The sequence below is a fragment of the Embleya sp. L77 genome, assembly GCF_055557415.1.
Map to the genome: position 1 here is coordinate 2358940 of NZ_CM145709.1, position 24630 is coordinate 2383569.

The 24630-nt window shown below is 71.1% G+C and carries 24 protein-coding genes and 2 pseudogenes; 15 read left to right on the forward strand and 11 right to left on the reverse strand.

What is annotated here, in order from left to right; genetic code table 11:
- Positions 1 to 92 precede the first annotated feature (92 nt).
- Positions 93 to 2015, reverse strand: a complete 1923-nt coding sequence (locus ACZOOI_RS09580) for a DUF3152 domain-containing protein (RefSeq protein ID WP_465280308.1) — start codon at positions 2013 to 2015, stop codon at positions 93 to 95.
- A 10-nt stretch (positions 2016 to 2025) separates the two neighbouring features.
- Positions 2026 to 2883: an alpha/beta fold hydrolase gene (locus tag ACZOOI_RS09585; RefSeq protein ID WP_465281156.1), complete on the reverse strand. Its 858-nt coding sequence runs from the start codon at positions 2881 to 2883 to the stop codon at positions 2026 to 2028.
- Positions 2884 to 3194: 311 nt separating this feature from the next.
- Between ACZOOI_RS09585 and ACZOOI_RS09590 the strand changes: the two genes are divergently transcribed.
- From ACZOOI_RS09590 to ACZOOI_RS09600, 3 genes are all read left to right on the forward strand, one after another.
- Complete coding sequence (locus tag ACZOOI_RS09590) at positions 3195 to 3440, forward strand: hypothetical protein (protein ID WP_465280309.1); 246 nt, start codon at positions 3195 to 3197, stop codon at positions 3438 to 3440.
- A 219-nt stretch (positions 3441 to 3659) separates the two neighbouring features.
- Complete coding sequence (locus ACZOOI_RS09595) at positions 3660 to 4298, forward strand: TetR/AcrR family transcriptional regulator (protein ID WP_465280310.1); 639 nt, start codon at positions 3660 to 3662, stop codon at positions 4296 to 4298.
- Between the two features lie 187 nt (positions 4299 to 4485).
- A complete protein-coding gene (locus ACZOOI_RS09600) occupies positions 4486 to 4716 on the forward strand; it encodes a DUF3107 domain-containing protein (RefSeq protein WP_465280311.1) in 231 nt (76 codons plus the stop codon).
- A 157-nt stretch (positions 4717 to 4873) separates the two neighbouring features.
- Here ACZOOI_RS09600 and ACZOOI_RS09605 read toward each other — a convergent pair whose 3' ends face one another.
- Positions 4874 to 5554, reverse strand: a complete 681-nt coding sequence (locus ACZOOI_RS09605) for a ferritin-like fold-containing protein (protein ID WP_465280312.1) — start codon at positions 5552 to 5554, stop codon at positions 4874 to 4876.
- A 437-nt stretch (positions 5555 to 5991) separates the two neighbouring features.
- Between ACZOOI_RS09605 and ACZOOI_RS09610 the strand changes: the two genes are divergently transcribed.
- From ACZOOI_RS09610 to ACZOOI_RS09620, 3 genes are all read left to right on the forward strand, one after another.
- A complete protein-coding gene (locus ACZOOI_RS09610) occupies positions 5992 to 7581 on the forward strand; it encodes a DEAD/DEAH box helicase (RefSeq protein WP_465280313.1) in 1590 nt (529 codons plus the stop codon).
- A 107-nt stretch (positions 7582 to 7688) separates the two neighbouring features.
- The gene (locus ACZOOI_RS09615; RefSeq protein WP_465280314.1) at positions 7689 to 8582 is read left to right on the forward strand and encodes an alpha/beta fold hydrolase; all 894 of its coding nucleotides are present in this window, start codon (positions 7689 to 7691) and stop codon (positions 8580 to 8582) included.
- 271 nt (positions 8583 to 8853) lie between these two features.
- Positions 8854 to 9921, forward strand: coding sequence for a class I SAM-dependent methyltransferase (locus ACZOOI_RS09620; RefSeq protein WP_465280315.1), 1068 nt, complete (start codon positions 8854 to 8856; stop codon positions 9919 to 9921).
- A 9-nt stretch (positions 9922 to 9930) separates the two neighbouring features.
- Here the strand turns inward: ACZOOI_RS09620 and ACZOOI_RS09625 are convergent, their stop codons facing one another.
- Positions 9931 to 11019: an NYN domain-containing protein gene (locus tag ACZOOI_RS09625; protein ID WP_465280316.1), complete on the reverse strand. Its 1089-nt coding sequence runs from the start codon at positions 11017 to 11019 to the stop codon at positions 9931 to 9933.
- Positions 11020 to 11331: 312 nt separating this feature from the next.
- Between ACZOOI_RS09625 and ACZOOI_RS09630 the strand changes: the two genes are divergently transcribed.
- Positions 11332 to 11496 carry a hypothetical protein gene (locus tag ACZOOI_RS09630; RefSeq protein ID WP_391585215.1) on the forward strand — a complete coding sequence of 55 codons (165 nt, stop codon included), beginning with the start codon at positions 11332 to 11334 and terminating at the stop codon, positions 11494 to 11496.
- 115 nt (positions 11497 to 11611) lie between these two features.
- On the opposite strand, the gene ACZOOI_RS09635 is transcribed toward ACZOOI_RS09630, so the two are convergent.
- The 4 genes from ACZOOI_RS09635 to ACZOOI_RS09650 all read right to left on the reverse strand — a co-directional run bounded on the left by ACZOOI_RS09635 (position 11612) and on the right by ACZOOI_RS09650 (position 15241).
- Positions 11612 to 12235: an MBL fold metallo-hydrolase gene (locus tag ACZOOI_RS09635; RefSeq protein ID WP_465280317.1), complete on the reverse strand. Its 624-nt coding sequence runs from the start codon at positions 12233 to 12235 to the stop codon at positions 11612 to 11614.
- Complete coding sequence (locus ACZOOI_RS09640; protein WP_465280318.1) at positions 12235 to 13320, reverse strand: S-(hydroxymethyl)mycothiol dehydrogenase; 1086 nt, start codon at positions 13318 to 13320, stop codon at positions 12235 to 12237. Before ACZOOI_RS09640 ends, ACZOOI_RS09635 begins: the two co-directional genes overlap by 1 nt.
- 181 nt (positions 13321 to 13501) lie before the next feature.
- Positions 13502 to 14350 (reverse strand): PHP domain-containing protein, encoded by an 849-nt coding sequence (locus ACZOOI_RS09645; protein ID WP_465280319.1) that lies wholly within the window; start codon positions 14348 to 14350, stop codon positions 13502 to 13504.
- Between the two features lie 255 nt (positions 14351 to 14605).
- A complete protein-coding gene (locus tag ACZOOI_RS09650) occupies positions 14606 to 15241 on the reverse strand; it encodes a DUF6758 family protein (protein ID WP_391585219.1) in 636 nt (211 codons plus the stop codon).
- A 189-nt stretch (positions 15242 to 15430) separates the two neighbouring features.
- Here ACZOOI_RS09650 and ACZOOI_RS09655 point away from each other — a divergent pair, with 189 nt between their 5' ends.
- Together ACZOOI_RS09655 and ACZOOI_RS09660 are read left to right on the forward strand one after the other, a co-directional pair.
- Positions 15431 to 15832, forward strand: coding sequence for an NUDIX hydrolase (locus ACZOOI_RS09655; RefSeq protein ID WP_465280320.1), 402 nt, complete (start codon positions 15431 to 15433; stop codon positions 15830 to 15832).
- Between the two features lie 41 nt (positions 15833 to 15873).
- Complete coding sequence (locus ACZOOI_RS09660) at positions 15874 to 16803, forward strand: ribokinase (protein WP_465280321.1); 930 nt, start codon at positions 15874 to 15876, stop codon at positions 16801 to 16803.
- A 272-nt stretch (positions 16804 to 17075) separates the two neighbouring features.
- Here the strand turns inward: ACZOOI_RS09660 and ACZOOI_RS09665 are convergent, their stop codons facing one another.
- Complete coding sequence (locus ACZOOI_RS09665; RefSeq protein WP_020552598.1) at positions 17076 to 17582, reverse strand: MaoC family dehydratase; 507 nt, start codon at positions 17580 to 17582, stop codon at positions 17076 to 17078.
- A gap of 377 nt (positions 17583 to 17959) precedes the next feature.
- Here ACZOOI_RS09665 and ACZOOI_RS09670 point away from each other — a divergent pair.
- From ACZOOI_RS09670 to ACZOOI_RS09690, 5 genes and pseudogenes are all read left to right on the forward strand, one after another.
- A pseudogene (locus ACZOOI_RS09670) lies at positions 17960 to 18758 on the forward strand (hypothetical protein); the annotation flags it as partial.
- Positions 18737 to 18817: pseudogene (locus tag ACZOOI_RS09675) on the forward strand (DUF397 domain-containing protein); the annotation flags it as partial. The pseudogenes ACZOOI_RS09670 and ACZOOI_RS09675, both read left to right, overlap by 22 nt.
- 65 nt (positions 18818 to 18882) lie before the next feature.
- Positions 18883 to 19329 (forward strand): NUDIX domain-containing protein, encoded by a 447-nt coding sequence (locus tag ACZOOI_RS09680; protein ID WP_465280322.1) that lies wholly within the window; start codon positions 18883 to 18885, stop codon positions 19327 to 19329.
- A 412-nt stretch (positions 19330 to 19741) separates the two neighbouring features.
- Positions 19742 to 20917, forward strand: a complete 1176-nt coding sequence (locus tag ACZOOI_RS09685; RefSeq protein WP_465281157.1) for an MFS transporter — start codon at positions 19742 to 19744, stop codon at positions 20915 to 20917.
- Positions 20918 to 21022: 105 nt separating this feature from the next.
- On the forward strand, positions 21023 to 21451 hold the full coding sequence (locus ACZOOI_RS09690; protein WP_465280323.1) for a universal stress protein: 429 nt from the start codon (positions 21023 to 21025) through the stop codon (positions 21449 to 21451).
- A gap of 154 nt (positions 21452 to 21605) precedes the next feature.
- Here the strand turns inward: ACZOOI_RS09690 and ACZOOI_RS09695 are convergent, their stop codons facing one another.
- Complete coding sequence (locus ACZOOI_RS09695) at positions 21606 to 22214, reverse strand: suppressor of fused domain protein (RefSeq protein ID WP_465280324.1); 609 nt, start codon at positions 22212 to 22214, stop codon at positions 21606 to 21608.
- Positions 22215 to 22692: 478 nt separating this feature from the next.
- On the opposite strand from ACZOOI_RS09695, the gene corA reads away from it, so the two are divergent.
- Positions 22693 to 23769, forward strand: a complete 1077-nt coding sequence (gene corA / locus ACZOOI_RS09700) for a magnesium/cobalt transporter CorA (protein WP_465280325.1) — start codon at positions 22693 to 22695, stop codon at positions 23767 to 23769.
- Positions 23770 to 23997: 228 nt separating this feature from the next.
- Here corA and ACZOOI_RS09705 read toward each other — a convergent pair whose 3' ends face one another.
- Positions 23998 to 24498, reverse strand: coding sequence for a YflT domain-containing protein (locus ACZOOI_RS09705; RefSeq protein ID WP_465280326.1), 501 nt, complete (start codon positions 24496 to 24498; stop codon positions 23998 to 24000).
- Between the last annotated feature and the right edge of the window lie 132 nt (positions 24499 to 24630).

Consider the following 24630-nt stretch of genomic DNA (forward strand, 5'->3'; position numbering starts at 1 on the left):
CCCGATTCCCGGGCATCGGGTCCGGTCCGTGAGATTCCCGCACGACGGGGCCGCCGGGCGCCTTCCAGGCGGCCCGGCGGGTGCGAATCGCGCTACTTGGTGAACTTGCCCGACGGGTACGGCCACGGGTTGGCCTCGCAGGTCTCGCCCTTCATCGCGCCCTCGCTCGCGACCCGGGTCTTGGTCTGCTGCATCATCACCGGGGCGAGGCCGTCCCCGATGCCGCCCGCGCCGCAGGACTTCTCGTGGTTGTGGCCGAGCCGGTGGCCGACCTCGTGGTTGATCAACATCTGTCGGTAGCCGACGATGTCGTCACCGTAGGCGGTCGAACCCTGGGCCCAGCGCCACGCGTTGATCATCACGTACGGGGTGCCGTACGCGTCGCACGAGACGTTGTCCGCGCTGGTGTCGCCCACGATCGGGGTGCACGCCTTGTGGACCGACTGCGGGCTCGCCAGCCGCACCACGAAGTCCGCCTTGGACGCGTCGGTGCGCTCGAAGGTCAGCCCCCCACTCGACCAACTGCGCTTGTCGTTCAGCGTCTTCTGCACGGTCGTCGCGAACAACTCGCCGTCCAGTTGCAGACCCTGCTCGATCTGGACCGCGTAGGTGTACTTGCGGCCGGGGCCGGGCGCGGCCTCCTTGCCGGGCACGGTCTCGAAACTGCCGCTCAGGCCGAGCTTGGGGTCGAGCGGGAAGCGCACGGTCAGCTGGTCGGTGGTGACCGGCGACGCGGGTGTGGGCAGCGGCAGCGAGGAGGCGCCGCCCTGGGTGACCGGGTCCCGTTCCGAGCCCCGCGACACGGCCTGGTCGGTGGGCCTGGTGGGCCTGGTGGCCCCGCCCGGTGCGGCCTGGTCGTCGCCGGTCGCCTGGCTGGAGGAGCCTTCGTCGGGCATCTGGAGCACGACCGCGCCGGCGAGTACCGCACCGGTGACGACCGCGCCGCTCGCCGCGACCAGGGTGCGCCGCCCCTTGCGCGGCGCGGGCCGGTTCGCCTTCCGGGTCTGCGCGCGGCCCCTGGGCGGGACGCCCCCGGTGTCCGGCTCGAAACCGTGCTCCGACTCCTCGGCCGAGTGCCGGGGCCCCGGGATGTCGTCGGTCGGCTCGGTGGCGAACGAGAGCTGTTCCAGGTCGAGTTCGGGGGCCGACGCGGCCCACGGCTCGGACTCCATCGGATACTGCCCCGCGCCGGGACCGATCGCCGGCTCCGGCTCGGCGGGCAGCTCGTACAGCGCGTCCGCGAGCGGATCCTCGACCGGCACCACCGCCGGGTAGCCGCCCGAGGCGTCGTAGCCGTAGCCGACGAAGCTCTGCGGCTCGAACGTGGTGGTGTCGTACGACGGCGCGGCGGGCGCCTCGGCGATCGCGTGCATCGCGTCGGGACGGCCGTTCGCGGCGTACGGGTCGTGCGCGGGGTTCACCGCCGGGTAGCCGCCGGAGTAGGCATCGGCGCCGAAGGCATCGGCCCCGAAGGTATCCGTGCCGAAGCTGTCCGTGCCGAACGTGTTGGTGACGAACGAGCCGGTGTGCAGGGCGCCGTTGCCGAAGGCGTCGACGCCGAACGTGTCGCTGCCCGGGCCGTCGGTGCGGAACACGTCCGGGGCGTAGCCGACCGAGCCGGTCTGCGCGCCGTACGGCTCCAGCGGGTCGTCCCAGTGCGCGGGCTCGCCCGGCATCGTGCCGGTCGCCGCCCAGGTGCCGGAGCCGGTCTCGGGGGCGGGGTGCTCCCAGCCGTGCTGCTGCCCGCCGTCGTACCCGTAGCCGGCATTGTGCTGCTGCGTGGCCGGGTAACCGCCGTAGCCGGGGTCCACGGGGTAGCCGTGGTAGCCGGTGTCCTGCTCGGAATAGCCGCCGCCGTACGAGGTGCCGGTCCAATCGCCGCCCTGGCCGTCCTGGTGGACCTGCCCGTACGCGACCTGTTGCGGCACCGCCGCGTAACCGCCGGAGAGCGCGTCGTCCGGCAGGCCCTCACCGTCGTACTGCACGCTCGTCTGCGTTCCCGAGTGACGTCCCATGAGTCTGCGTTCACCCCACCACGTTCGACGGCGAGAGGGCCCCGTCGAGAAGTTCGCGGAAACCCCGGGCCACCACGCGGGGGTGTTCGAGCATGGCCACGTGCCCGGAGTCGGGCACCACCAGCAGTCGGGCGTCCGGGAAGGTCTCGGTCGCGCGCTTGGCCATGCGCGCGTCGACCAGCCTGTCCCGGCGTCCGTAGACGAGCAGCGTCGACGCCCGCACGTCGGCCGCCTGCCGCCACAGCGCCCGCTCGCCGCGCTCCAGGTAGGCCCCGATGACCGACCGGGTCGACTGCGAGAACGCGTCCATCATGTACGGGAGTTCGAGCCGGCGCCGGTACTCGGCCGCGGCATCCGTGAAGGCCTTATCGCCGACCGCGTCCGGGTTCCCGTACATCATCGCGATCGACATCCGAGTGCGATCCTCGGGCGTCATGTTGCGGCTGAGCCGCAGCAGCGCGCGGCCCACACCGGGCACCCCCAGAACCGCCGTCGGCAACACCGACGGGCGCACCCGCAGGTCCGGCAGCGCGGGCGAGATCAGTGTCAGCGTGCGGACCAGGTCCGGCCGGCGGGAGGCGAGCCGAGTGGCCACCGCGCCGCCCATCGAATTGCCGAACAGGTGCACCGGGCCCTTGCGCAGCGACAGGATCGCGCCCTCGACCGCTCGACAGTGCGCGGAGATCGAGTAGTCCCCGTTCCGCGGCGGCGGCGAGTGCCCGAAGCCGGGCAGGTCGATCATCTCCACGGAAAGATCCGACCGCAGTTCGGCGGCCAGTTCCGTCCAGTTCAGCGAGGATCCGCCGAGGCCGTGGATCATCATCGCGGGCGGCAGATCGGAATCGTGGAGCGCGTCGCGGCGCACCACGACCTCACTGCCGGTGGCGACTTCGACCGTACGCGCAGGCCAAGGCGTTGCGTCGGCGTCGCTTGCGGGGCTGAGGGTCGTCACGGTGGGCAATATTACGAGATGATCACTGGGACGGAAGGGCGGATGCCTCGACCGACTTCGTCACGCGGGGTGGTCTCGGCTCTTATGCCCTGGTTCATGACGTCACTGTAAACGCTTCCCACATCACGTTTCGACATCGATCCCGAAAGTGCGGCAACGGGACCGAGGCGGATCATGGACTTGCGGGAACGCCGCATGGCGGCGCACCGCACGGGCAGGGAGGCGGTATGGACGGAATCGACGAGACCCCCGAGTTCGAAGACGTCACCCTCGGTGACGTCGCGGTTCCCGACGACCCGACCGAAGACCCCGAGATTCCGGTGCCCGACGTGGTGGAACAACACACCCCGGTGGAGGCGGACGACGGTGAGGGCGACCCGGTGTGGGAGTCGGTGCCCGACGGCGTGGATCCCGCGGACGCGACCGAGCAGCGCCGCGGGGTCGGACACTCGCAGGACGACGACTATCGCTGAGCCCCGCTTCGGAAGCGGCCCCGCAGGGCTTGCGACCGCCTTCCGTGCACCTCACGCGCCCCCTTGCGAGGATTACCGGAAGCGCGGGATCCTGTTTCGTTGCGCCACGAAACTTACGCCCTGGGTTACCCGAAAGTAGGATGACGTGGTGGAGAAACCCGCCGGATCACCCGATCATCCGGCGTCCGCGACACGTTGAGCGACACCTTGAGGAGCCCCGTGACAGCCATCCAGGATGCGGATCCCCGTCCTCGCGGTACCCGGCTGCCCCGGCTCGCGCGCAGGACGCAACTCCTCGGCGCCGCCCAGGAAGTCTTCGTCAAGCAGGGCTACCACGCGGCCGCGATGGACGACATCGCCGAATGCGCCGGTGTCAGCAAGCCCGTGCTGTACCAGCACTTCCCCGGCAAGCTGGAGCTGTATCTGGCGCTGCTCGACCAGCACTGCGAGGCCCTGTTCGCGGCGGTGCAGCGGGCGCTGGAGTCGACGCACGACAACAAGTTCCGGGTGGCCGCCACGGTCGACGCCTACTTCGCCTTCGTGGACGACGACGGCGGTGCCTTCCGGCTGGTCTTCGAGTCCGACCTGACCAACGAGAGCGCCGTACGCGAACGCGTGGAGCGGGTCAGCGAGATGTGCGCCGAGGCGGTCAGCAAGATCATCGCCGAGGACACCGGGCTGGGAGAGGAGGAATCGATGCTGCTGGCGATCGGCCTGACCGGCATGGCGCAGGTCACCGCGCGCTACTGGATCGCCCGCGGCGCGACCATCCCGCGCGACGCCGCCTCGCTGCTGGTCTCGTCGCTGTCCTGGCGCGGCATCTCCCGCTTCCCGCGCAAGGACGACCCGCCGCACTGACCCGCTCGGGGCCGCGACGACCTGCGCGTACGAGAGCGGGGGCGATCTTGTTCCCGTCCGGCGTTCGCGTTGGGCGTACCCGTCATGGCGTTCGGTGACCCCGGCTCTCGACTAGCCTGCTGGGGTAGGTACGGCCCGCGGTCGTCGCGGCGCCGATCTCCAGAATTTCAAGGCCGGAGGGACAGCCGTGGAGATCAAGATCGGCGTACAGCACGCCGCTCGGGAGCTGGTGCTGGAGAGCACGGACAACCCGGAGGACGTCGAGCGGGCCATCGCCGACGCGCTGTCGGGCACGTCCAAGCTGCTGTCCCTGACGGACGAGAAGGGCCGCCGGGTGCTCGTGCCCGCCGACCGACTCGCCTACGTCGAGATCGGCGAGTCGTCGGCGCGCAAGGTCGGCTTCGGCGCCACCGCCTGAGCAGCCGACACCCGAACGACGGTGGCCGACGTCGGCACCGCACACCCGAGGGCGGGTGGATCCGCATCCGGATCCACCCGCCCTCGGGTTTTCGCCGTTTCGGTCCTGCTTCCGGCGGTCCCTCCGCCGGGAACGGCCTCTTCCGCGGCCGCCGCGGTCAGGAGGCGAGTCCGAGGGCGGCCATCCGCTGCTGGTGCGCCTCGGTGATCCGGTTGAACATGCGCCCGATCTCGGCCAGGTCGAAACCGGGGCCGGCGCCGCCGCCGATGAGCATCGTGGACAACGCGTCCCGCTCCGCGGCGACCCGCTGGGCCTGGCTGAGCGCCTCGCCCATCAGCCGCCGGCCCCACAGCGCGAGCCGGCCCGCCACCTTGGGGTCGCGCTCGATCGCCGAGCGCACCGCGTCGACCACGAAGGCCGCGTGCCCGGTGTCGCGCTGCACCTCGACGATCAGATCCCGGCTGACCTCGTCCAGATGCGCGGCCACCTCGCGGTAGAAGTCGGCCGCGATCCCGTCGCCCACGTACGCCTTGACCAGGCCCTCCAGCCAGTCGGCGGGCGCGGTGTGCACGTGGAACTCGTCCAGCGGCGCGATGAACGGGTCCATCGCCGCGGCCGGATCCGCGCCCAGCGCGGCGATCCGGTCGCGCAGGAGCGTGTAGTGATGGAACTCGGCCACCGCCATCGCGGCCAGCGCGGCTTTGTCGTCCACCGTCGGCGCCATCTTGGCATCCTCGGCGAGCCGCTCGAAGGCGGTGATCTCGCCGTACGCGAGTACGCCGAGCAGTTCGATCACGGCGGCCCGCATCTCCCCGGTCGGCTGCGCACCCTCGCCCATGTCCACCCCTTCGTTCGTCCCGCCGCCGCACCGTGCCCTAGTGCCACGGTGTTCACAAGTACGCAGCGTAGTGAGCGCACCGCGCCCACGGGGGCGCCACCTCCGGGCGGAGTCGCCCATCTCCGGACAAGCAGTAATGAGCATCACCCCACCGGCCGCACGTCGCCGGGTACAGTGGTAGTGAACGCGGATGCCCGGTCGGAGGACGACTGGCTCCGACCGACCCGCTCGGGTGGCCGCCCGAAGGCGAGAGGTCCCGTGCAGCGCCCCGCAATTTCGGTGGGCGCCACGGTCTCGACCCGCTTTCGGTACGGACGGCCCCCAACCACACAGAAGAGGCTGGACCCCTGACAACTTTTCGCGAACTCGGAGTACTTTCGGAGACAGCCGAGGCACTCGAGGCACTCGGCATCATCGAGGCCTTTCCCGTCCAGGAGATGACCCTTCCGGTCGCCCTGTCCGGCAACGACGTGATCGGCCAGGCCAAGACCGGAACGGGCAAGACCCTCGGCTTCGGCATCCCCCTGCTGCAGCGGATCACCGTCGCAGCCGACATCGAGGCCGGCCGCGCTCCCGCGGGCACGGTCGCCGGCCGCATGCCGCAGGCCCTGGTCGTCGTCCCCACCCGTGAGCTGTGCGTGCAGGTCACCAACGACCTCCAGGCCGCGGGCAAGCTGCGCAACGTGCGCGTGCTGGCCGTGTACGGCGGCCGGGCCTACGAACCGCAGATCGACACCCTCAAGAAGGGCGTCGACGTCGTCGTCGGCACCCCGGGCCGGCTCCTCGACCTGGTCGGCCAGGGTCACGTGAACCTGTCCGAAGTCAAGATGCTCGTCCTGGACGAGGCCGACGAGATGCTCGACCTGGGCTTCCTGCCCGACGTCGAGAAGATCGTCGAGCGCCTCCCGGCGCGTCGCCAGACGATGCTCTTCTCGGCCACCATGCCGGGTCAGATCATCACCCTGGCGCGCCGCTACATGAGCCGCCCCACGCACATCCGCGCCTCCGAGCCGGACGACCTGGGCGCCACCGTCAAGTCGGTCCAGCAGCGCGTCTACCGCGCGCACGGCCTGGACAAGCCCGAGCTGATGGCCCGGGTGCTCCAGGCCAACGGGCGCGGCCTGGTGATGGTGTTCTGCCGGACCAAGCGCACCGCCGCCGACCTGGCCCAGGGCCTGGCCGAGCGCGGCTTCGCCTCCGCCGCCGTGCACGGCGACCTCGGCCAGGGCGCGCGCGAGCAGGCGCTGCGGGCGTTCCGCAACGGCAAGGTGGACGTGCTCGTGGCCACCGACGTCGCGGCCCGCGGAATCGACGTCGAGGGTGTCACCCACGTGGTGAACTACCAGTGCCCCGACGACGAGAAGACCTACCTGCACCGGATCGGCCGGACCGGCCGCGCGGGCGCCTCGGGCACCGCGGTGACGCTGGTGGACTGGGAGGACATCCCGCGCTGGAGCCTGATCAACAAGGCCCTGGACCTGGGCTTCGCGGACCCGGTCGAGACCTACTCGACCTCGCCGCACCTGTTCACCGACCTGGACATCCCCACCACCGTGGGCAGCGTGCTGCCGCGCGCCGACCGCACCCGTGCGGGCCTGGGCGCGGAGGACGTCGAGGACCTGGGCGAGACCGGCAAGAACAGCCGGGGCAACTCGGGTCGCAAGGGCGCGAACGGCCGCAGCCGCAGCGGCCCCGCCGCGTCCGGGCCGGCCGCCTCCGGCCCGAGCCCGGAGTCGGCCGACGCCGAGGCGAGCGACCCCAGCCGCCGTCGGGCACCGGGCTCGCGGCGCCGTCGTCGGGTGAACGGTGAGACCGGCGAGGCCGTCGTGATCGCCCCGACCGGCGCGACCGCCGCGGCCTTCGTCGAACCGCCGACCGTGCCCGCCCAGGCGGCTCCCGCGGACGGCCCGGCCGTGGCCGGGGACGCGGACGCGGACGGCGAGCGCGCACCGCGCCGTCGCCGCCGGCGCACCCGTCGCCGTCCCGAGGGTGCCGAGGCCGGCGCCGTCGCGACCGACGAGGGCTGACGGTCGCACCATCGGCCCGACGGCCCCCGGTGTGGAGTGTGGACGATCACGTCCGGGCTTCGCGCCGGGGGCCGTTGTCGTACCTGCGGGTAAGTAGGCTCGAAGGCGTGAGTACGCCACGCTTTCTGACCTTGCCCGGGACCGTCCGCTCCCGTCGCCTGGCGACCGGGCGCGGACGATTCGCCGTCCTGGAGGCCACCCCGCCGAGCGGCGCACCGCGCCTGGGCACCGCCGTGCTGGTACCGGGCTTCACCGGCAGCAAGGAGGACTTCATCGCGCTCGGCGACCCGCTGGCGCGACGTGGTTTCCACACCGTGTCGGTGGACCAGCGCGGCCAGTACGAGACCGCGGGCCCGGCGGATCCGGCGGCGTACACCCGCGAAGCGCTCGTGGCGGACGTGCTCGCGATCGCCGACGCGGTGGCCCCGGGCGAGCCGATCCACCTGCTGGGGCACTCCTTCGGCGGCCTGGTGTGCCGCTCGGTGGCGCTGCGTGCGCCGGACCGGCTGGCCTCGCTGACCCTGATGAGCACCGGCCCGGCGGGGATCTGCCCGGAGGAGGTCACCCGGCTGCTGATGCTCGAAGAGGTGCTCCCGGTGCTCACCCGCCAGGAGGTGTGGGAGGCGATGCAGGCCGTGGAACTGGAGTCCGGCCTGCTGCCGCCCGCCGACCCGGCGATCGCCGCGTTCGTGCACGCCCGCTGGCTGAGCACCACGCCCGAGGGACTGCTCGCCATGGCCGAACAACTGCGCACCGAACCCGACCGGGTGGACGAACTCGCCGCACTCGTGGCGGCCGGCCTGCCCGCGCTCGTGATCTCCGGTGTCGAGGACTACGCGTGGCCGCTGCCCTGGCAGGCCGCGATGGCCGACCGGCTGGGCGTACCGCACGTGGTGATCCCGGACACCCACCACTCCCCGAACGTGGAGTCGCCGGACGCCACGGCCGCGGCGTTGGCCGACTTCTGGGCGAGCGTCGTGGCGTACGCGGATCGGGCCTGAGCGGCGGCGGGACATCCGCCCTCGCCGGGTCGCGGGCCGGGGCCCGGCTCGGCGTCGACCGGTCGGCCCGGCCGGTCGCACCGGGCTCGCCGCCGCGGGCCGGTGTCGGCTCCCGGAGCGCACGGATCGGGCGTAGCGTGACTAGGAGACACGTCTTCACCGCGGGCGTCGCCCGTGTTTCCGGTGTGTCGGAACGTCCGGGGCGGCCCCCCCGGCGCGAGGCCCGCGCACCCACGGCGGCTCCCGTCGAGCCGACCGACCGGGAGTTGCCATGACGCTCATCGAAGTCGATTCCGCGCGGCAGGAAGCCTTCGCGGGACGCATGATCAACATCATCGACGACGGCTGTCTGGCCTTCATGATCAGCGTCGGCCACCAGACCGGGCTGTTCGACACGATGGGCGGGCTGCCACCGTCGACGAGCGAGGAGATCGCCCGCGCCTCGGGGTTGACCGAGCGCTACGTGCGCGAGTGGCTGGGCGGCATGGTCACCGGCAAAATCGTGGAATACTCCCCCGACTCCGCCACCTACCTGCTGCCGCGCGAACACGCGGCCTCGCTGACCCGCGCGGCCGGACCGGAGAACCTGGCCGGCATCACCCAGTACCTGGCGCTGATGGGCGAGGTCGAGCAGCCCGTCGTGAACGCGTTCCGGCAGGGCGGCGGCGTGCCGTACTCGGCCTATCCGCGCTTCCAGGCGCTCCAGGCCGAGGAGTCCGGCCGGGTCTGGGACGCGGCGCTGGTGGACGGCGTCTTGCCACTGGCACCCGGGCTGACCGAGCGGCTGACCGCCGGGATCGACGTGCTGGACGTCGGCACGGGCCAGGGGCACGCGATGAACGTGCTGGCCAAGGCATTCCCGCGCAGCCGGATCCGCGGCGTGGACATCTCCACCCAGGGAATCGCCGCCGCACGTCGCGAGGCCGAGGAACTGGGCCTGGAGAACGTGGACTTCGCCGTGGTAGACGCGGCCGAGCCGCTCGGCGCGTACGACCTGATCACCGCATTCGACGTGATCCACGACCTGGCCCGGCCCGGTCGCACGCTGGCCGCCGTCTCCGCCGCGCTGCGCCCGGGTGGGGTGTTCCTGATGGGCGAGATCGCCGCCTCCAGCAAGCTGGAGGAAAACCTGGACCACCCGCTGGGGCCCGCGCTGTACGCGTTCTCGATCTTCTACTGCATGACCGTCTCGCTGAGCGAGGGCGGCGCGGGCCTGGGCACCGTCTGGGGCGAACAGGCCGCCCGCGCCGCGCTCGCGGAGGCCGGCTTCACCGACGTCCGGACGCATTCACTGGAGGGCGACTTCCTGAACCTGTACTACGTGGCCCGCAAGGACTGACCGGCCCGCTCAGCCCTCCGTCAGTTCCGTACCCGGAAGGCCGAATTCCTGGTTGAGGCGGTCCCAGAAGCCGTTGCGCAGTGCACGCCGCAGGTCCTCGTGCGGGCGGAGCGAATATTGCAGCACGCTCTCCGCGTCCACGAGCAGGCCCCGATCGATCGCCTGCGGCAACATCGGTCCCGGCATCAGGTCGGCCAGGTTCTCCCGGCCGCGCACCACCAGCCAGCGCTTGGCGATCTCCTGGCCGATCCGCCACGCCTGGTCGGCGGTCGGCGGGCCGCCCGGCTGGACCGCGAGCGCGCCGGCGTGCGACGGCGGCAACATCACCGGCGTCACGCAGGTCTCGCAGAACTCGCGGTGCAACATCCGGGTGACGTCGGCCTCCCACACCAGCGGGTCGGCCTGGTTGGTGCCGTAGGCGGGCTCCACGCCCCACAGGTGCACCCGTACGCCGTAGGACTGGGCCGCCTCGACCGCCGAGACCAGGTCCTCGTCGCCGCTGATCACGACCGCGTCGTCGATCGCGTGGTTGCGCGCGAGCGATTCGAGGTCGCTGCGGATCAGCGAGTCGACGCCCTTCTGCTGGTTGTGCGCGTTGAGGTTGCCGAGCCGGACCTTGACGTCGGGCAGCTCGGCGATCTGCCGCTGCTCCACGGTGTGCACCCGCTCGCGCGCGCCGTCGTACCAGTACACCCGCAGCAGTCGACCCTCCGGGAAGACCCGGCGGGCCTCGTCGATCAGGCCGGTGATCAGTTGCTCGGCATCCACCCGGAAGGCCCTGCGCTCGGCCGAGCCGGCCACCAGCAGGCCCATCGCCGCGTACACGTAGCCGACGTCGACGAACAGCGCGTGGGTGCCGAAGTGCAGGGGCGGAGAGACGGACTGGACCAGTACGGCCGGACGGGTGAACGACTCCGTCAGGTCGGGCAGTGCTCCGGGTGTGTCTTCGAAGCCCGCGACGGGGTGGTCCTCGAGCGGGCCTGCCTGCTCGGCGCCGAGGTCCCCGCCGGATTCGTGCACCACAGCGCCGAAGGCGGCCGTCGCGCCCGTCCGGACGTCGTCCTCTCCCGGATCGTGCAAAGTCTCTCGTCCTCCCATGGCGGCTGCGCGTACGGCGCCCGGTCGATGTGCTCGGACCCGCATTGTCCTATGCCGGTCGCCGTCGCGTCCTCGCTTGCCTCGCGGGCAATGTCGCGTCATGCGTCACGTGTAAGGCGAGGAAAGTCAGGAAAGGAACATTTCAGTCACGGGAATGATATCGGTGTGACTGCTGTTGTTCAGGGCGGTGCCGGTTGTGACCCCTGCCGGGTCAGGCTGATCCTTACGGATCCCGGCACCCAATCCTTGTAGACGGGGTCGCGGCACCATGCGGCTCCGTACGACTTCGGACCGGAGGGAAGGGAGACGCGTATGCGTTACCGAATCACCAACCTCAGCCGAGCCCAGGAAAAGACCGGGTCCAACCCGGTCAACTGCGCCGTCGACATCGACACCGTGCAGGCTGCCCTGAAACGCGCCGAAGCATTCGGCGAGCGCCTGTACATCCGCCCCGTCAAGGTGGCGGACGCCGGCTGATAACGAATGAACCGAGGGCGCTTCCCCGCTTGGGGGAAGCGCCCTCGGCATGTCCGCGGACACCCGGGCGGCGCGGGGCCCTGCGGCCCGGCTCGGCGCCCCGGGGCCCGACGGCTCAGTGCCCTCGCGCCACCCAGGCGTCGTAGTCCTTCGCCTCGGCGCCGATCGTCGTCTCGTCGCCGTGCCCGGTGAGCACCCGCGTGGGCTCGGGCAGCGCCAGCAGGCGCTCCCGGATCGAGTCGAGGATCAGCGGGAACGACGAGAACGAGCGCCCGGTGGCACCGGGGCCGCCCTTGAACAGCGTGTCGCCGGAGAAGAGCACGGCGGCCTCCGGCGCGTACAGGCACACCGCGCCGGGCGCGTGGCCCGGCGTGTGCAGCACCCGCAGCTCGGTGCCCGCGACGGTGAGCACCTCGCCGTCGGCCAGCGCGACGTCCGGCGCGCGGTCCGGGTACACCGCGTCCCACAACATCCGGTCCTGCGGGTGCAGGTGGATCGGCGCGCCGGTGAGTTCGGCCAACTCCGCGGCGGCGTTGATGTGGTCGTTGTGGCCGTGGGTGAGCACGATGCCGGTCACCGTACGGTCGCCGACCCCGGCCGCGATGGCCGCCGCGTCGTGCGCGGCGTCCACGACCACCACCTCGCGGCCGTCGCCGACGATCCACACGTTGTTGTCCACGTCGAAGTCCTGGCCGTCGAGCGAGAAGACGCCCGAGGTGACCACATGGTCGATCCGCATCACAGGATCACCACCGAGCGCAGCACGTCGCCGTGGTGCATCTTCTCGAACGCGGCCTCGACGTCCTCCAGCGTGATCCGCTCGCTGACGAACGCGTCCAGGTCGAAGCGCCCCTGGCGGTACAGGTCGATCAGCATCGGGAAGTCGCGCGAGGGCAGGCAGTCGCCGTACCAGGACGACTTGAGCGCACCGCCGCGGCCGAACACGTCCAGCAGCGGCAGCTCGATGGTCATCTCCGGGGTCGGCACACCCACCAGGACCACGGTCCCGGCCAAGTCGCGGGCGTAGAACGCCTGCTTGTAGGTCTCCGGGCGCCCGACCGCGTCGATCACCACGTCGGCGCCGAAACCGCCGGTCAGTTCGCGGATCGCCTCGACCGGGTCGCCCGCCTTCGAGTTCACCGTGTGGGTGGCGCCGGCCCGACGTGCCCACTCCAGCTTCCGGTCGTCCAGGTCGACGGCGATGATCTTCGCCGCACCGGCGAGCCGGGCACCGGCGATGGCCGCGTCGCCGACGCCGCCGCACCCGATCACCGCGACCGTGTCGCCGCGCCCGACGTTGCCGGTGTTCACCGCCGCACCGAGGCCGGCCATCACGCCGCAGCCGAGCAGGCCGGCCGCGGCGGGGTCCGCCTCGGGGTCGACCTTGGTGCACTGTCCGGCGGCGACCAGGGTCAGTTCGGCGAACGCGCCGATGCCGAGCGCGGGACTCAGTTCGGTGCCGTCCTCCAGGGTCATCTTCTGCTTCGCGTTGTGCGTCGCGAAGCAGTACTGCGGACGGCCGCGTCGACACGCCCGGCAATCACCGCACACCGCACGCCAGTTCAGGATCACGAAGTCGCCGACGGCCACCTCGGTGACGCCCTCGCCGACCGACTCGACGACACCGGCGGCCTCGTGGCCGAGCAGGTACGGGTACTCGTCACCGATGCCGCCCTCGCGGTAGTGCAGGTCCGTGTGGCAGACGCCGCACGCCCGGACCTGCACACGCGCCTCGCCCGGACCCGGGTCCGGCACCACGATGGTCTCGATCGAGACCGGTGCGCCCTTGCTGCGCGCGACGACGCCGCGTACCGACTTGCTCATGTCCTCCGCCTCTCCCCAACCGCTGGATGCTCCGCTTCGCACCTTATGGCTTCATCTCGATGAACCCCCGGACGCCGCCCGCGCACCGCTGTGGCTCGGGCACGGCGGGATGATGCCGGGCGGGTCCGATCAACGAAGAGCGTGACGCAGGACGAGCCGAGCATGGTGACGTCGAACCGGTTCACGCGGTGATGGGTGCTGCTCCTGTCGCCAGTTCCGCTATCGCCTCGTACGACTGCGGATCCGTGGTGTTTTCTCCGAGATCGATGGTTTTGCGGGTGCCGTGGTAGTCACTCGCACCGGTGGTGATCAGCCGCAGCTCACCGGCGAGACCGCGCAGGTGCGCCCGCATCGCGTCGTCGTGGTCCATGTGGTCCACCTCGACCCCGGCCAGGCCGGCTTCGGCCAGTTCGGCGATGGTGGCGTCCGAGACGGTCCGGCCGCGCTTGACCGCGCCCGGGTGGGCGAACACCGCGACCCCGCCCGCGCCGCCGATCAGCCGGACGGCGTCGACCGCGTGGATCTCGTACTTCTCGACGAACGCCCGCCCGCCGTCCTTGAGCCACTCCGCGGTGAACGCCCCCGACACGTCGGCGACCACGCCCGCCTCGACCAGCGCGGTGGCCACGTGCGGCCGACCCACCGCACCGCCGTCCGCGATCTCCAGGACTCGGGCCCAGGTGATCGGGGCGCCGAGTTCGCGGCAGCGCTCGACCATCGCCTCCGCTCGGCGGATCCGGTCGGTGCGGACCAGTTCGCGGGCCCGGGCGAACTCCGGCTCCGCCGGGTCGAACAGGTAGCCCAGCATGTGCAGGCTGATCCCGCCCTCGGCCACGCACGAGATCTCCGCGCCTGGGACCAGGGTCAGCCCGGACGGCAGCGCCTGGGCCGCGGCCGTCCAGCCGGCGGTGGTGTCGTGGTCGGTGAGCGCGACCACGTCGAGACCGGCCGCACGCGCCTTGACGACCAGTTCGGCGGGCGTGTCGGTGCCGTCGGATGCGGTGCTGTGGGTGTGCAGGTCGATGCGCACGCTGACCTCGTCTGCCGGGAGGGTCGATGGACGCTCTCGACCCTAACGACCCTGATCGAGCGGCTTCGCGGGGCGGCCGTCGGGTCGTGCGCGGGTCGTCCGGCCGGGGTGCCTGCCGGGTGGGCTGCCGGGTGGGCTGCCGGGGGGCGGGTTCGAGTCCGGCGGGTTCGGTTGCGAGTCGCCCGAGAGCGGTTACGGTCGGCCCGGTTCGGGTCGGCTTCCGATCCGCCCGGTCCGCATCCGGCTCCGGGTCGGTCAGAACGCCAGCAGTTGCGGGGACAGCGCGCCGCACGGCAACAACTGCAACTCGGCCCCGGCGTCCCGCAGATCGGTGAGCACCACGTCGTCGTAGACGAGATGGCCGGCCTTGCCCGGCCACAAGATCGCCCACAACCACAGGCCCATTGCCTCGCCCGCGTATACCGCGCGGTCGGGCGGCGCGTCGATCACGCACCACAGCGGGGTCGGCCGGCCGGCCGCCATCACCTTGGCCGGCGCGGACTTGACGAAGTCGCCGCCCGGGTCGTGCCCGGGCAAACCGGCGTACCGGGCGCCGAGTCCGACGCCCACCTCCTCGGCGACCAACAGCAGTTCGCCGCGTCCGCCCAGCGGTGCGGGGCCCGTACACGCCACCGCGACGGCCCGCGAGCCGTCCCGATCGTCGCCCGCGTGCGCGACGCCGGTGTACAACCAGCCGACCGGCAGCGGCCAGGGCAACCAGACCGGAACCCGCGAGCGGCGCACCACCGCGTCCAGCGCCTCGACACTGGGCGGCACGACGGGTTGCAGCGGAGGAACGGCTGCATGGATCTCGCACTCCCACGTCTGTGAGAACAGACCCGGAGCGCGGACCCGGCCGCCGCAGCGGGGGCAGCTCGGCTCGCCCTTCATAGGACAAGACGGTCCACCGCCCAGGGCTCCACGTCAAGGACGATCACCCCTTCGGTTCGTTCACACCGCCGACCGGCGTACGGGAGCGCGCACCGCGCCGGGACTGCGCGCCCTTGCGCTGCCAGGCGCCGCACGGTCCACGGGCGATCTCCCGCTGCACGTCGGCACCGAGTACTAGGCTCCGGAGGCATGCGGCTCATTCCCTGCGTCGGTGCGATCGTCCTCGACTCCGAGGGTCGGGTGCTCTTGGTGCAACGCGCGAAAATGCCGGGCGAGGGACGGTGGTCGCTGCCCGGCGGGCGGGTCGAGGAGGGCGAGACCGACGCGGTCGCACTCGCTCGCGAAATGGTCGAGGAGACCGGGCTGCAGGTGACCGTCGGACCGCTCGTCGGTTCGGTGTTGCGACCCGCGCCCGGGGGTGGGACGTACGAGATCAGGGACTACGCATGCACGCCGCACGGCGGGGCGTTGCGCGCGGGCGACGACGCGGACGCGGTGCGGTGGGTGGCCACCGGCGAACTGAGTCGACTCGACCTGGTCGACGGTCTGCTCGACGCACTGCGCGAGTGGAACGTGCCGGGGGTGTCGTGAGGGGGACCGGCGGGCACGGGACCGGCGTGCGGGAGGCCGGCGTGGGCGAGGCCGGCTCGGGCGGGAGCCGCGCGCGGTTGCTCGTGGTCGGGTCGATCAATGCCGATCTGGTGGTCCGGGTGCCGGCGCATCCGCGGCCGGGCGAGACGGTCCTGGGCGGCGATCTGGCCGTGCACCCGGGTGGCAAGGGCGCCAATCAGGCGGTCGCGGCGGCCCGACTGGGCGCCGACGTCGCGCTGGCCGGGCGGGTCGGCGACGACGACCACGGCCGGATGTTGCTCGCAACGCTGCGTCAGGAGGGCGTACGCACCGACGCGATGCGGACCGTGCCGGGCGCCTCGGGCGTGGCACTGATCACCGTGGACGACGCGGGCGAGAACACCATCACGGTGGCGCCCGGGGCGAACGGGCGATTCGGGCCGGCGGACGTGGCCGACCTGGCACCGGCGATCGAGGCCGCCGCGGTGGTCTCGCTCCAGTTGGAGATCCCGCTCGACACGGTGTGGGAGGTGGTCCGGCGCTGCCACGCGGCGGATACCCGGGTGGTGTTGAATTTGTCGCCGGTCGTGCCGAAGGCCGTGTCGATGTCCACGTCGGTGCTGCGAGCGTGCGACCCGTTGGTGCTCAACGAGCACGAGGCGAGCGCGACGGCGGGCGGCGGCGACGCACACGAGGCGCTGAAGGGATGGCGCTCACTCGACGCGCGTCCCCGCTCGATCGTGCTCACGCTGGGCAGCGGCGGCGCGTTGGTCGCCGAGGGCGACGCCGAGGTGGTGCACGTCACCGCGCCGAAGGTGGCCGCGGTCGACACCACGGGCGCGGGCGACGCCTTCACCGGCGCGCTCGCGTGGCGCCTGGCGGCCGGCGACGACCCGGTCACGGCGACCCGGTACGCGGTCCGGGTGGGCGCCGCGGCGGTCCGGCGCGCGGGTGCCCAGTCGTCGTACCCGACGGCGGACGAACTGCCGTAGTCCGGGCGGGCCGACGCGGGGCGGGGCAGGCGGGCCGGCCTCGGGCCGGCGGACTGTCGCGGGGCAGGCGGAGCGGCGTAGGGCAGTCGGTCCGACGTAGGACAGGCATCCTCCCACAGGGCATGCCAACTGCCCCGGGACGCGAAAAAACGGGCGGGCCGCGCCGTCCCTGGGCGACCCGCCCGCGCTCGATTCCGGGGCGGGACCCCCGGTCGGCCTCCCGGAGGTCGAAGCCCCGGTCGGCACTCGATCAGCGCCCGATCAGCGCCCGATCAACCCTCGATCAACTCGGGGCGTCCGGGCTGCTCGCCGCCACGCTTCTCGCCGTAGCTCTCCTTGGGCACCATGACCTTGCGCTTGAACACGCACACGAGCGTGCCGTCCTGCTTGTACCCCTTGGTCTCGACGTACACCACCCCGCGGTCGTCCTTGGACTTCGACTCCCACTTGTCCAGCACCAGGGTCTGTCCATAGATGGTGTCCCCGTGGAACGTGGGTGCCACGTGTCGCAACGACTCGATCTCCAGGTTGGCGATCGCCTTGCCGGAGACGTCCGGCACCGACATGCCGAGCAGCAGCGAGTAGATGTAGTTGCCCACCACCACGTTCTTGCCGAAATCGGTGGTGTTCTCGGCGTAGTTGGCATCCATGTGCAGCGGGTGGTGGTTCATCGTGAGCAGACAGAACAGGTGATCGTCGTACTCCGTCACGGTCTTCCCGGGCCAGTGCTTGTAGATCGCACCGACCTCGAACTCCTCGTAGTAGCGGCCGAACTGCATTTCGGTCCCCTCTCACCTGCGAAAACGTCATATCCACAGCCTGAGGCCGGCACCGCTTCGGCCCGGCTTCGACCTACCCGACACCAGGGCCCAGCGCGCAATCCGGCACCCGCCGACGACGGTCGAGTGCGAACCCCACGATGTGCCCGTACACGCGGCCCATGACTCGATCGATCGATCGATGCCCGGGCCGACGTGAGGGTTCGAGGATAGGGACGTTCCGGGTGGGCGCAGTAGAGGGTTCCCCGTGACGTAGATCATGAGCCGCATGCGACCTGCGCCTCTGTTCCACTCCCTTCGGAGCAAAGCATCTCGGACGGGGTCGCCGCCGGGCGAGCTAGGACTCGGCCCGGGCCTGTAAGCGTTAAGTTCGCTGTATGAGCGGTGCAGGGGACTTGCGTACCGAGGCCATCGAAGGAGTCCTCGATCGTGTCGCACGCGGCTTGGAGACGCGCCTCGATATGACCACCGTGGTCCGCAAGCGGAGGTCCGTCGGCGGAGCCACCGACCGGGGCACGTGGGTGCGCATCGAGCGTCGCCCCTTGTCCCGGAGCGAAGGCCAGGGCTGGAACGGGATCGAGGCCGCCGCGGTCTTGAGCGGCGTTCTCCAACCGAGATGGATTGCCGGCATGTCCTGGAGGGATGACGAAGCACGGGCAATGTGGCGGGCGGACGAGACCGAGTTGGTGACCGCTCGGCCGGTGAAACCGGGTGGGAGACTTCTACGCAATCCGCTGTTGCCGGATGAATGGTGGGTGTCGCTCAACACGTCACTCGATGCCCTGGCCGAGCAAAAGACAACACGGGTGGCGACGCCGGACACGGTGACGATCACCCAGGACCTGGTATCGCGGACGATCCGAGAAACATGTCCGCAGCCCATCGACACGACAGTACGCACTTGGTTGCCAGCGCACGCCGATTTCCACTGGGCCAACGTGACGTCGTCGAGCAAGTGCTGGATTCTGGGCTGGGAAGACTGGGGCATGGCCCCCCGTGGCCTGGATGCCGCCACCCTTTGGGGAACCTCGCTTGCCCTTCCGGATTTGGCCGAGCGCGTACGCCGTGAACGTCGGGCGGATCTGGAGAGTACGGAGGGCCGGGTGATGGAATGCGTCGAGGTGGCACCCCTCGGCGGCGTCGTTGGCGCCCGCGACTCCAAGGACACAGCCCGCGGCCATCTGGCCATCTCGCCCATCGCCTGGGCGGCTCTGACGCAGTCCGTCAAACAGTGATCCGAGGCCACGAGTAAGAGGCGCCCGTGCACGAGGAAGTCAGCTGTGAAACAAGGCTGATGGTCATGCTCGTCGCCTCCGTCATCGTCCACGACCGCGCCAACGGACGGGTCGTGCTCCTGCGTCGGGGCAAGGACAGAGCGTTCGCGCCCGGGATGTGGAGCCTGCCCACCGGCAAAGTTGCGCCCGGTGAACCCGTCACGCACACGGCAGTTCGCGAACTCCGCGAAGAGACGGGCCTGGTGGTCGAGCCGCAAGCGTTGCGTCTCGCTCATGTGACGCACAGCGCGCACAGCCCGGAGGCGCCGGAGGGGTTCGTCGTGCTGGTCTTCGCTGCTGAAACGTGGGACGGCGAACCGATCAACGCCGAGCCCGGCAACCACTCGGCCGTGGCCTGGGTCGACACCGACGACCTGCCGAACGACTTCGTTCCGTCGACCCTGCATTCGCTGGAGCGGTACCTCGCGGGTGAGCGCCCCGAGGTGGCCATCGACGGTTGGGACGGCGCATAGACCCGTTCACTTGCCCACTCCCCCAACCCGACCGACCCGCACCCCGTGCACCGCCCACACCGCACCCACGCCAGACCGATAGAGGTGTCGGCCGCGTAGCGGACGGGCGCCCCGGCGCGGAGCGACCGGCCCGACGTGCGGGCCGCCCCGGCAACCCTGCCGGCTCATGCGAGCCTCCTCCGCCGACCTGACCGGCACCCACACCCCCTCCCCCCGCTCCCCCCGGCCCGCGAGCGCACCCTTGCCGCTCATATACATGTATACTACACTTATTAGCGAAGCTAACTAACAAGAGCAAGCCGAACCAAGAGTGCGGAGGTCTCGCATGCGGTCCCATTCCGGCGGCGGGCAGACCCGGGGCGACGCCCAGGCCGAGCACGCGCCCCAGCAGGGCAGCATCCTCAAGCAGCCGATGGCCGTGTGGGCCACCGCGTTCGCGGCCGTGGTCGCGTTCATGGGGATCGGCCTGGTCGACCCGATCCTGCCCTCGATCGCCAAGGGGCTGGACGCGTCGCCGAGCCAGGTGTCATTGCTGTTCACCAGCTACTTCCTGATCACCGCCGTGGCCATGCTCGTCACCGGCTTCGTCTCCAGCCGGATCGGCGGCCGACGTACGCTCCTGCTCGGCCTCGCGCTCGTCGTGATCTTCGCCGGACTCGCCGGCACCTCCGGATCGGTCGGCGAACTGGTCGGCTTCCGGGCCGGCTGGGGGCTGGGCAACGCGCTGTTCGTGTCCACGTCCCTGGCCGTGATCGTCGGCGCCGCGAGCGGCGGTTCGTCCGCCGCGATCCTGCTCTACGAATCGGCACTCGGCCTCGGCATGGCCTGCGGGCCGCTGCTGGGCGCGGTGCTCGGCGACGCCAGTTGGCGCTACCCGTTCTACGGCACGGCCGCGCTGATGGCGATCGGCTTCGCGCTGATCGTGGCGCTGCTCAAGGAACAGCCCAGGCCCGCCCGCAAGGTCGGCCTGCTCGACCCGCTCAAGGCACTCGGCCACAGGGGCCTGGCGACCACCGCCGCCGGCGCCTTCTTCTACAACTACGGCTTCTTCACCGTGCTCGCGTTCACCCCGTTCGTGCTGAACATGAGCCCCTACCGCAGCGGCGCGGTGTTCTTCGGCTGGGGCGTCCTGCTCGCCGTCTGCTCGGTCCTGGTCGCCCCGCGGCTCCAGGCCCGCTTCGGCTCCGCGAACGTGGCCGCCGTGAGCCTGCTCCTGTTCGCCGCCGACCTCGGCGTGATCGCGTACGGCTCGAAGGCCGTCATTGTGACCGGTGTCATCGTTTCGGGAGCCTTCATCGGTATCAATAACACGGTGTTCACCGAGATGGCGCTCGAAGTCTCGGACTCGCCGCGACCCGTGGCGAGCGCGGGGTACAACTTCGTCCGCTGGTTCGCCGCCGCGGCAGCGCCGTTCCTGGCGCCCAAGCTGGAGGAGCACTTCGATGTGCACGTGCCGTTCCTGGTCGCGACCGTGACCTGCCTGATCGCCGCCGCCGTCCTGTTCGGCACGCGACGCACGTTGTCCGTGGTCGACCACCACGACACCCCGACGGCATGTACGCCGCAGCCCGTCCCGGCCGCGGCCTGACCCGGCCGCCACCCGGGCCGGGCGGGCGAGTACAAATAGTTCCCGAGTACAAATAGTTCGATATCCATAAGAACTGCAAGAACTGCGGAAAAGGAAGTGCACGACATGTACGAGCGGATTCTGGTCGCAGTGGACTCAACGCCCGAGGCCGACGAGGTCCTGGCGCACACCGCTCGACTGGCCGTCGCCGGCGGGGCCGCGGTCCGCGTCCTGCACGTGCAGACCCTGGACGTGGTGGACGGCGGCGGAGTGGGCGGCGTCGTCGAGGACGAGACCGCCGACGCCGCGGTCAAGGTGGTCACCTCCGCCGTCGACACGCTCAAGGCGGGCGGCGTGACCAACGTCGAGGGCTGGACCGAGGAAACCGTCCGCAGCGACGTGCCCAACGCGGTCCTGGACCAGGCCCGCAGCTTCGACGCCGACCTGGTCGTCCTGGGCGCCCGCCGACGCGGCGGCGTGGCAAGCCTGTTCCTGGGCAGCGTCAGCGACTCGGTCGCCCACCGTTCGGCATGCCCCGTACTCCTGATCCCGTAGTCCGCCGCACCCGCAGACAACCTGATCCCGTAATCCGCCGCACCCGCACACAACCTGATCCGGTAACCCGCCGCACCCGCACACAAGAGGCCGCCGGCCCCGGACACCCCACGCAGGATCTCCGGGGCCGGCGGCCCGAGCGCAACCCGCCCCCTCAACCCAGCGGCACCGCACGGCGGTTGGGGTCGCGAAGGTCGGTCCCGTGCCGCAGCCACTTCTCCTGGAGCGCCTCCGCGCCCTGCGCCCGCTTCCAGGCGGCCTCTGCGGGCGTCATCGGAAGCAACGGGAAGAACCGGACCGGATCGGCCGGCTCCGGCAGCGGCAGGTCGGCGAGCAGGCCACCGGGCTCGGCGACCAGCACCGCATGGAAGGCGGCGTCGTCCCACAACGGCCCGCCCAGGTCGAGCGACGCGCCCGGCGCGATCACCAGGCCCTCCACCTGCGGAGTCGCGCCCAGCACGGCCAACGGACGCAGTACCGAGTCGTGCCCGCCGCGCACCGAGAGCACCAGTTCCGCCCGCGGCCCCGCCACCGGATCGGCCAGCAGTGCCGCCGGATCGGCCATCGGGGCCCGGGACATGCCCAGCGTCGCGTACCGGACCACGCCGCCGGCGTCCGGCCCGAAGCGCAGTACCTCGATGCGATCGGCGCCCACGAAGGTGACGCCGGCCCGGCCGGTCGGATCGCCGAACGCGGCCGTCAGATGTGCCTCGACCTGCGGAGTGGGGTCGACCGGCTCGGGTCCCGGCGTGAAGTCGAACATGCCCGCATGCTAATTCGCCGTCAGGAGCCGTTCGCGTACCGGCCTTTGCGGCACGCACTCTGGTGTACTCTGCATAGTCGGCCCGCCGGATGTGAACATCCTCGCGCGCCATCGGATGACGGACTCGCCCTCGCCCCGACCCGCCCGGTCGACGAGCGAAGGCTTTCCCCCAGCGGGGACCGGCCGTGGGAGGTGATCGTGGTGCATACCAGCACACCGTGCAGTACCGGCGGCTCACCCGATCTTCCCCGATCCAGTCGCACGCCCCGCCCTTTCTGAGGGTTTCCGAGACTTTCGCCGAGTTCCGGCCACCGCTTCCCGGCCCGGTACCCGATCTCCGAATTTCCTCCGCGACGGGGCGTCTGGATCTTTTGCCGTTCTTTCGGTGATTCGTTCCGCTTGCACGTGCGACGCTCTCCGCGGCCCGCCGCCGCGGCGCTGTGGCGTTTGCGCGTGCCGTCAGTGCAGGAGCCCCGTCATGTCGATGATTCGCGACCTCCGTGCCGTAGTCCGTCCGCTCCGCCGCACCCCACTGCCGTCGATCACGCCCGTGACGAACGGGAACTGTGTGGTGGATTGCGCCGTGTACCGCGACGGTCGACGCCTGGACGGCTACGCGAATCCCGACTCGGCGATCCACGAGGTGCGCACCGGCGGCGGCTTCGTCTGGATCGGCCTGCACGAGCCGAGCGCGCTCGAACTGTCCGGTATCGCCGAGCGGTTCGGGCTGCACCCACTCGCCGTCGAGGACGCGGTGCACGCCCACCAGCGACCCAAGCTGGAGCGCTACGACGACACCCTGTTCGCGGTGTTCAAGACGGTCACCTACGTCGAGCACGAGCAGCTCTCGGCGACCAGCGAGATCGTCGAGACCGGCGAGATCATGGTCTTCCTCGGCAACGACTTCGTGGTCACCGTGCGGCACGGCCGGCACGGTGCGCTCGCCGACCTGCGCTGTCGCCTGGAGGACGGTGGCGAACTGCTCGCCGCCGGGCCCTCGGCGGTCCTGCACGCGGTGGCCGACCGGGTGGTGGACACCTACCTCGACGTCGCGCAGCTCATCCAGGACGACATCGACGAGGTCGAGAACGACGTGTTCGGCGGCGGCGGTGCGGGCGACGCGGGCCGGATCTACCAGCTCAAGCGCGAACTGCTGGAACTCAAGCGCGCGGTCGCGCCGCTGGCCCGTCCGCTGCACTCGCTGGCCGAACGCCCGATGCGCCAGGTGCACCCGGACATCCGCGAGTACTTCCGCGACGTCGAGGACCACCTGTCGCGCGTCGGCGAACAGGTGGCCTCGTTCGACGAGTTGCTGACCTCGATCCTGCAGGCCAACCTCGCCCAGGTGACCGTCGCGCAGAACGAGGACATGCGCAAGATCTCCGCCTGGGTGGCGATCTTCGCGGTACCCACGATGCTGGCCGGCGTGTACGGGATGAACTTCGAACACATGCCGGAACTGAAGTGGCGGTACGGCTACCCGATGACGCTGTGCGTGATCGCCGTCGCGTGCACGCTCATGCACCGGGGCTTCCGCCGCAACGGGTGGTTGTGACGCGCGCGTCCGCGGTCCCTGACGCGTGCGGCCACAGTCGTGGCGGGCGCTTCCGCAGTCGCGACGGGCGCTTCCGCGGTCGCGACGCGCGCGTCCGGCGGTCCCGACGTGTGCATCCGCACTCGTGACGCGCGGTTCCGCAGTCCCGACGCGCGCGGCCGCGGAGGCGACGCGCGCGGCCGCGGAGGCGACGCGCGCGGCCGCGGCCGCCACCCGTACGGACGCGCCCTAAAGGTCGAGCCGGCCCACCATGTTGCGGGCCCGCTCGGCCAGGTCCGGGCGCACCACCACGTCGTAGCGCGAGGCGACGATCTGACTCGTGGAGACGAAGTCCCGACGCCCGCCCAGCGCCTTGTAGCCCAGCCAGCCGAATAGGGCGCCCGCCGCGATGCCCCAGACCAGGCCCATCAGCACCAGCCAGAGCCAACCGTGCGCGCGGACCGCGAAGATGCCCAGGAACAGCCCGATCATCAGGCCGAACCACGCACCACTGGCCGCGCCGGACGCCGCCGCCTTGCCCGCGGTGAGCCGGCCGAGCACGTTCTCCACCATCCGCAGGTCGGCACCGACGATCGCGGTGTTCTCCACCGGGAACTCGTTGTCGGACAGGTAGTCGACCGCCCGCTGGGCACCCGCGTAGTTCGTGTACGACGCGATCACCTGGCCGGTGTTGGCGAGGTCGGGGCCGGGCGCGCCGGCGCCCGGGGGGAGGTTCTGCTGACCGAACATGGGTGTGCCGCCTCGCCTGGATGCCGGGTGGTGGGCCGTGTGGCCGTGTGGCCGTGTGGCCGTGTACTGCTTCGACCCGGAACGTGTACCCGACGAAATTCGCGACAACACGTGACATTCGCCCATAAAGCC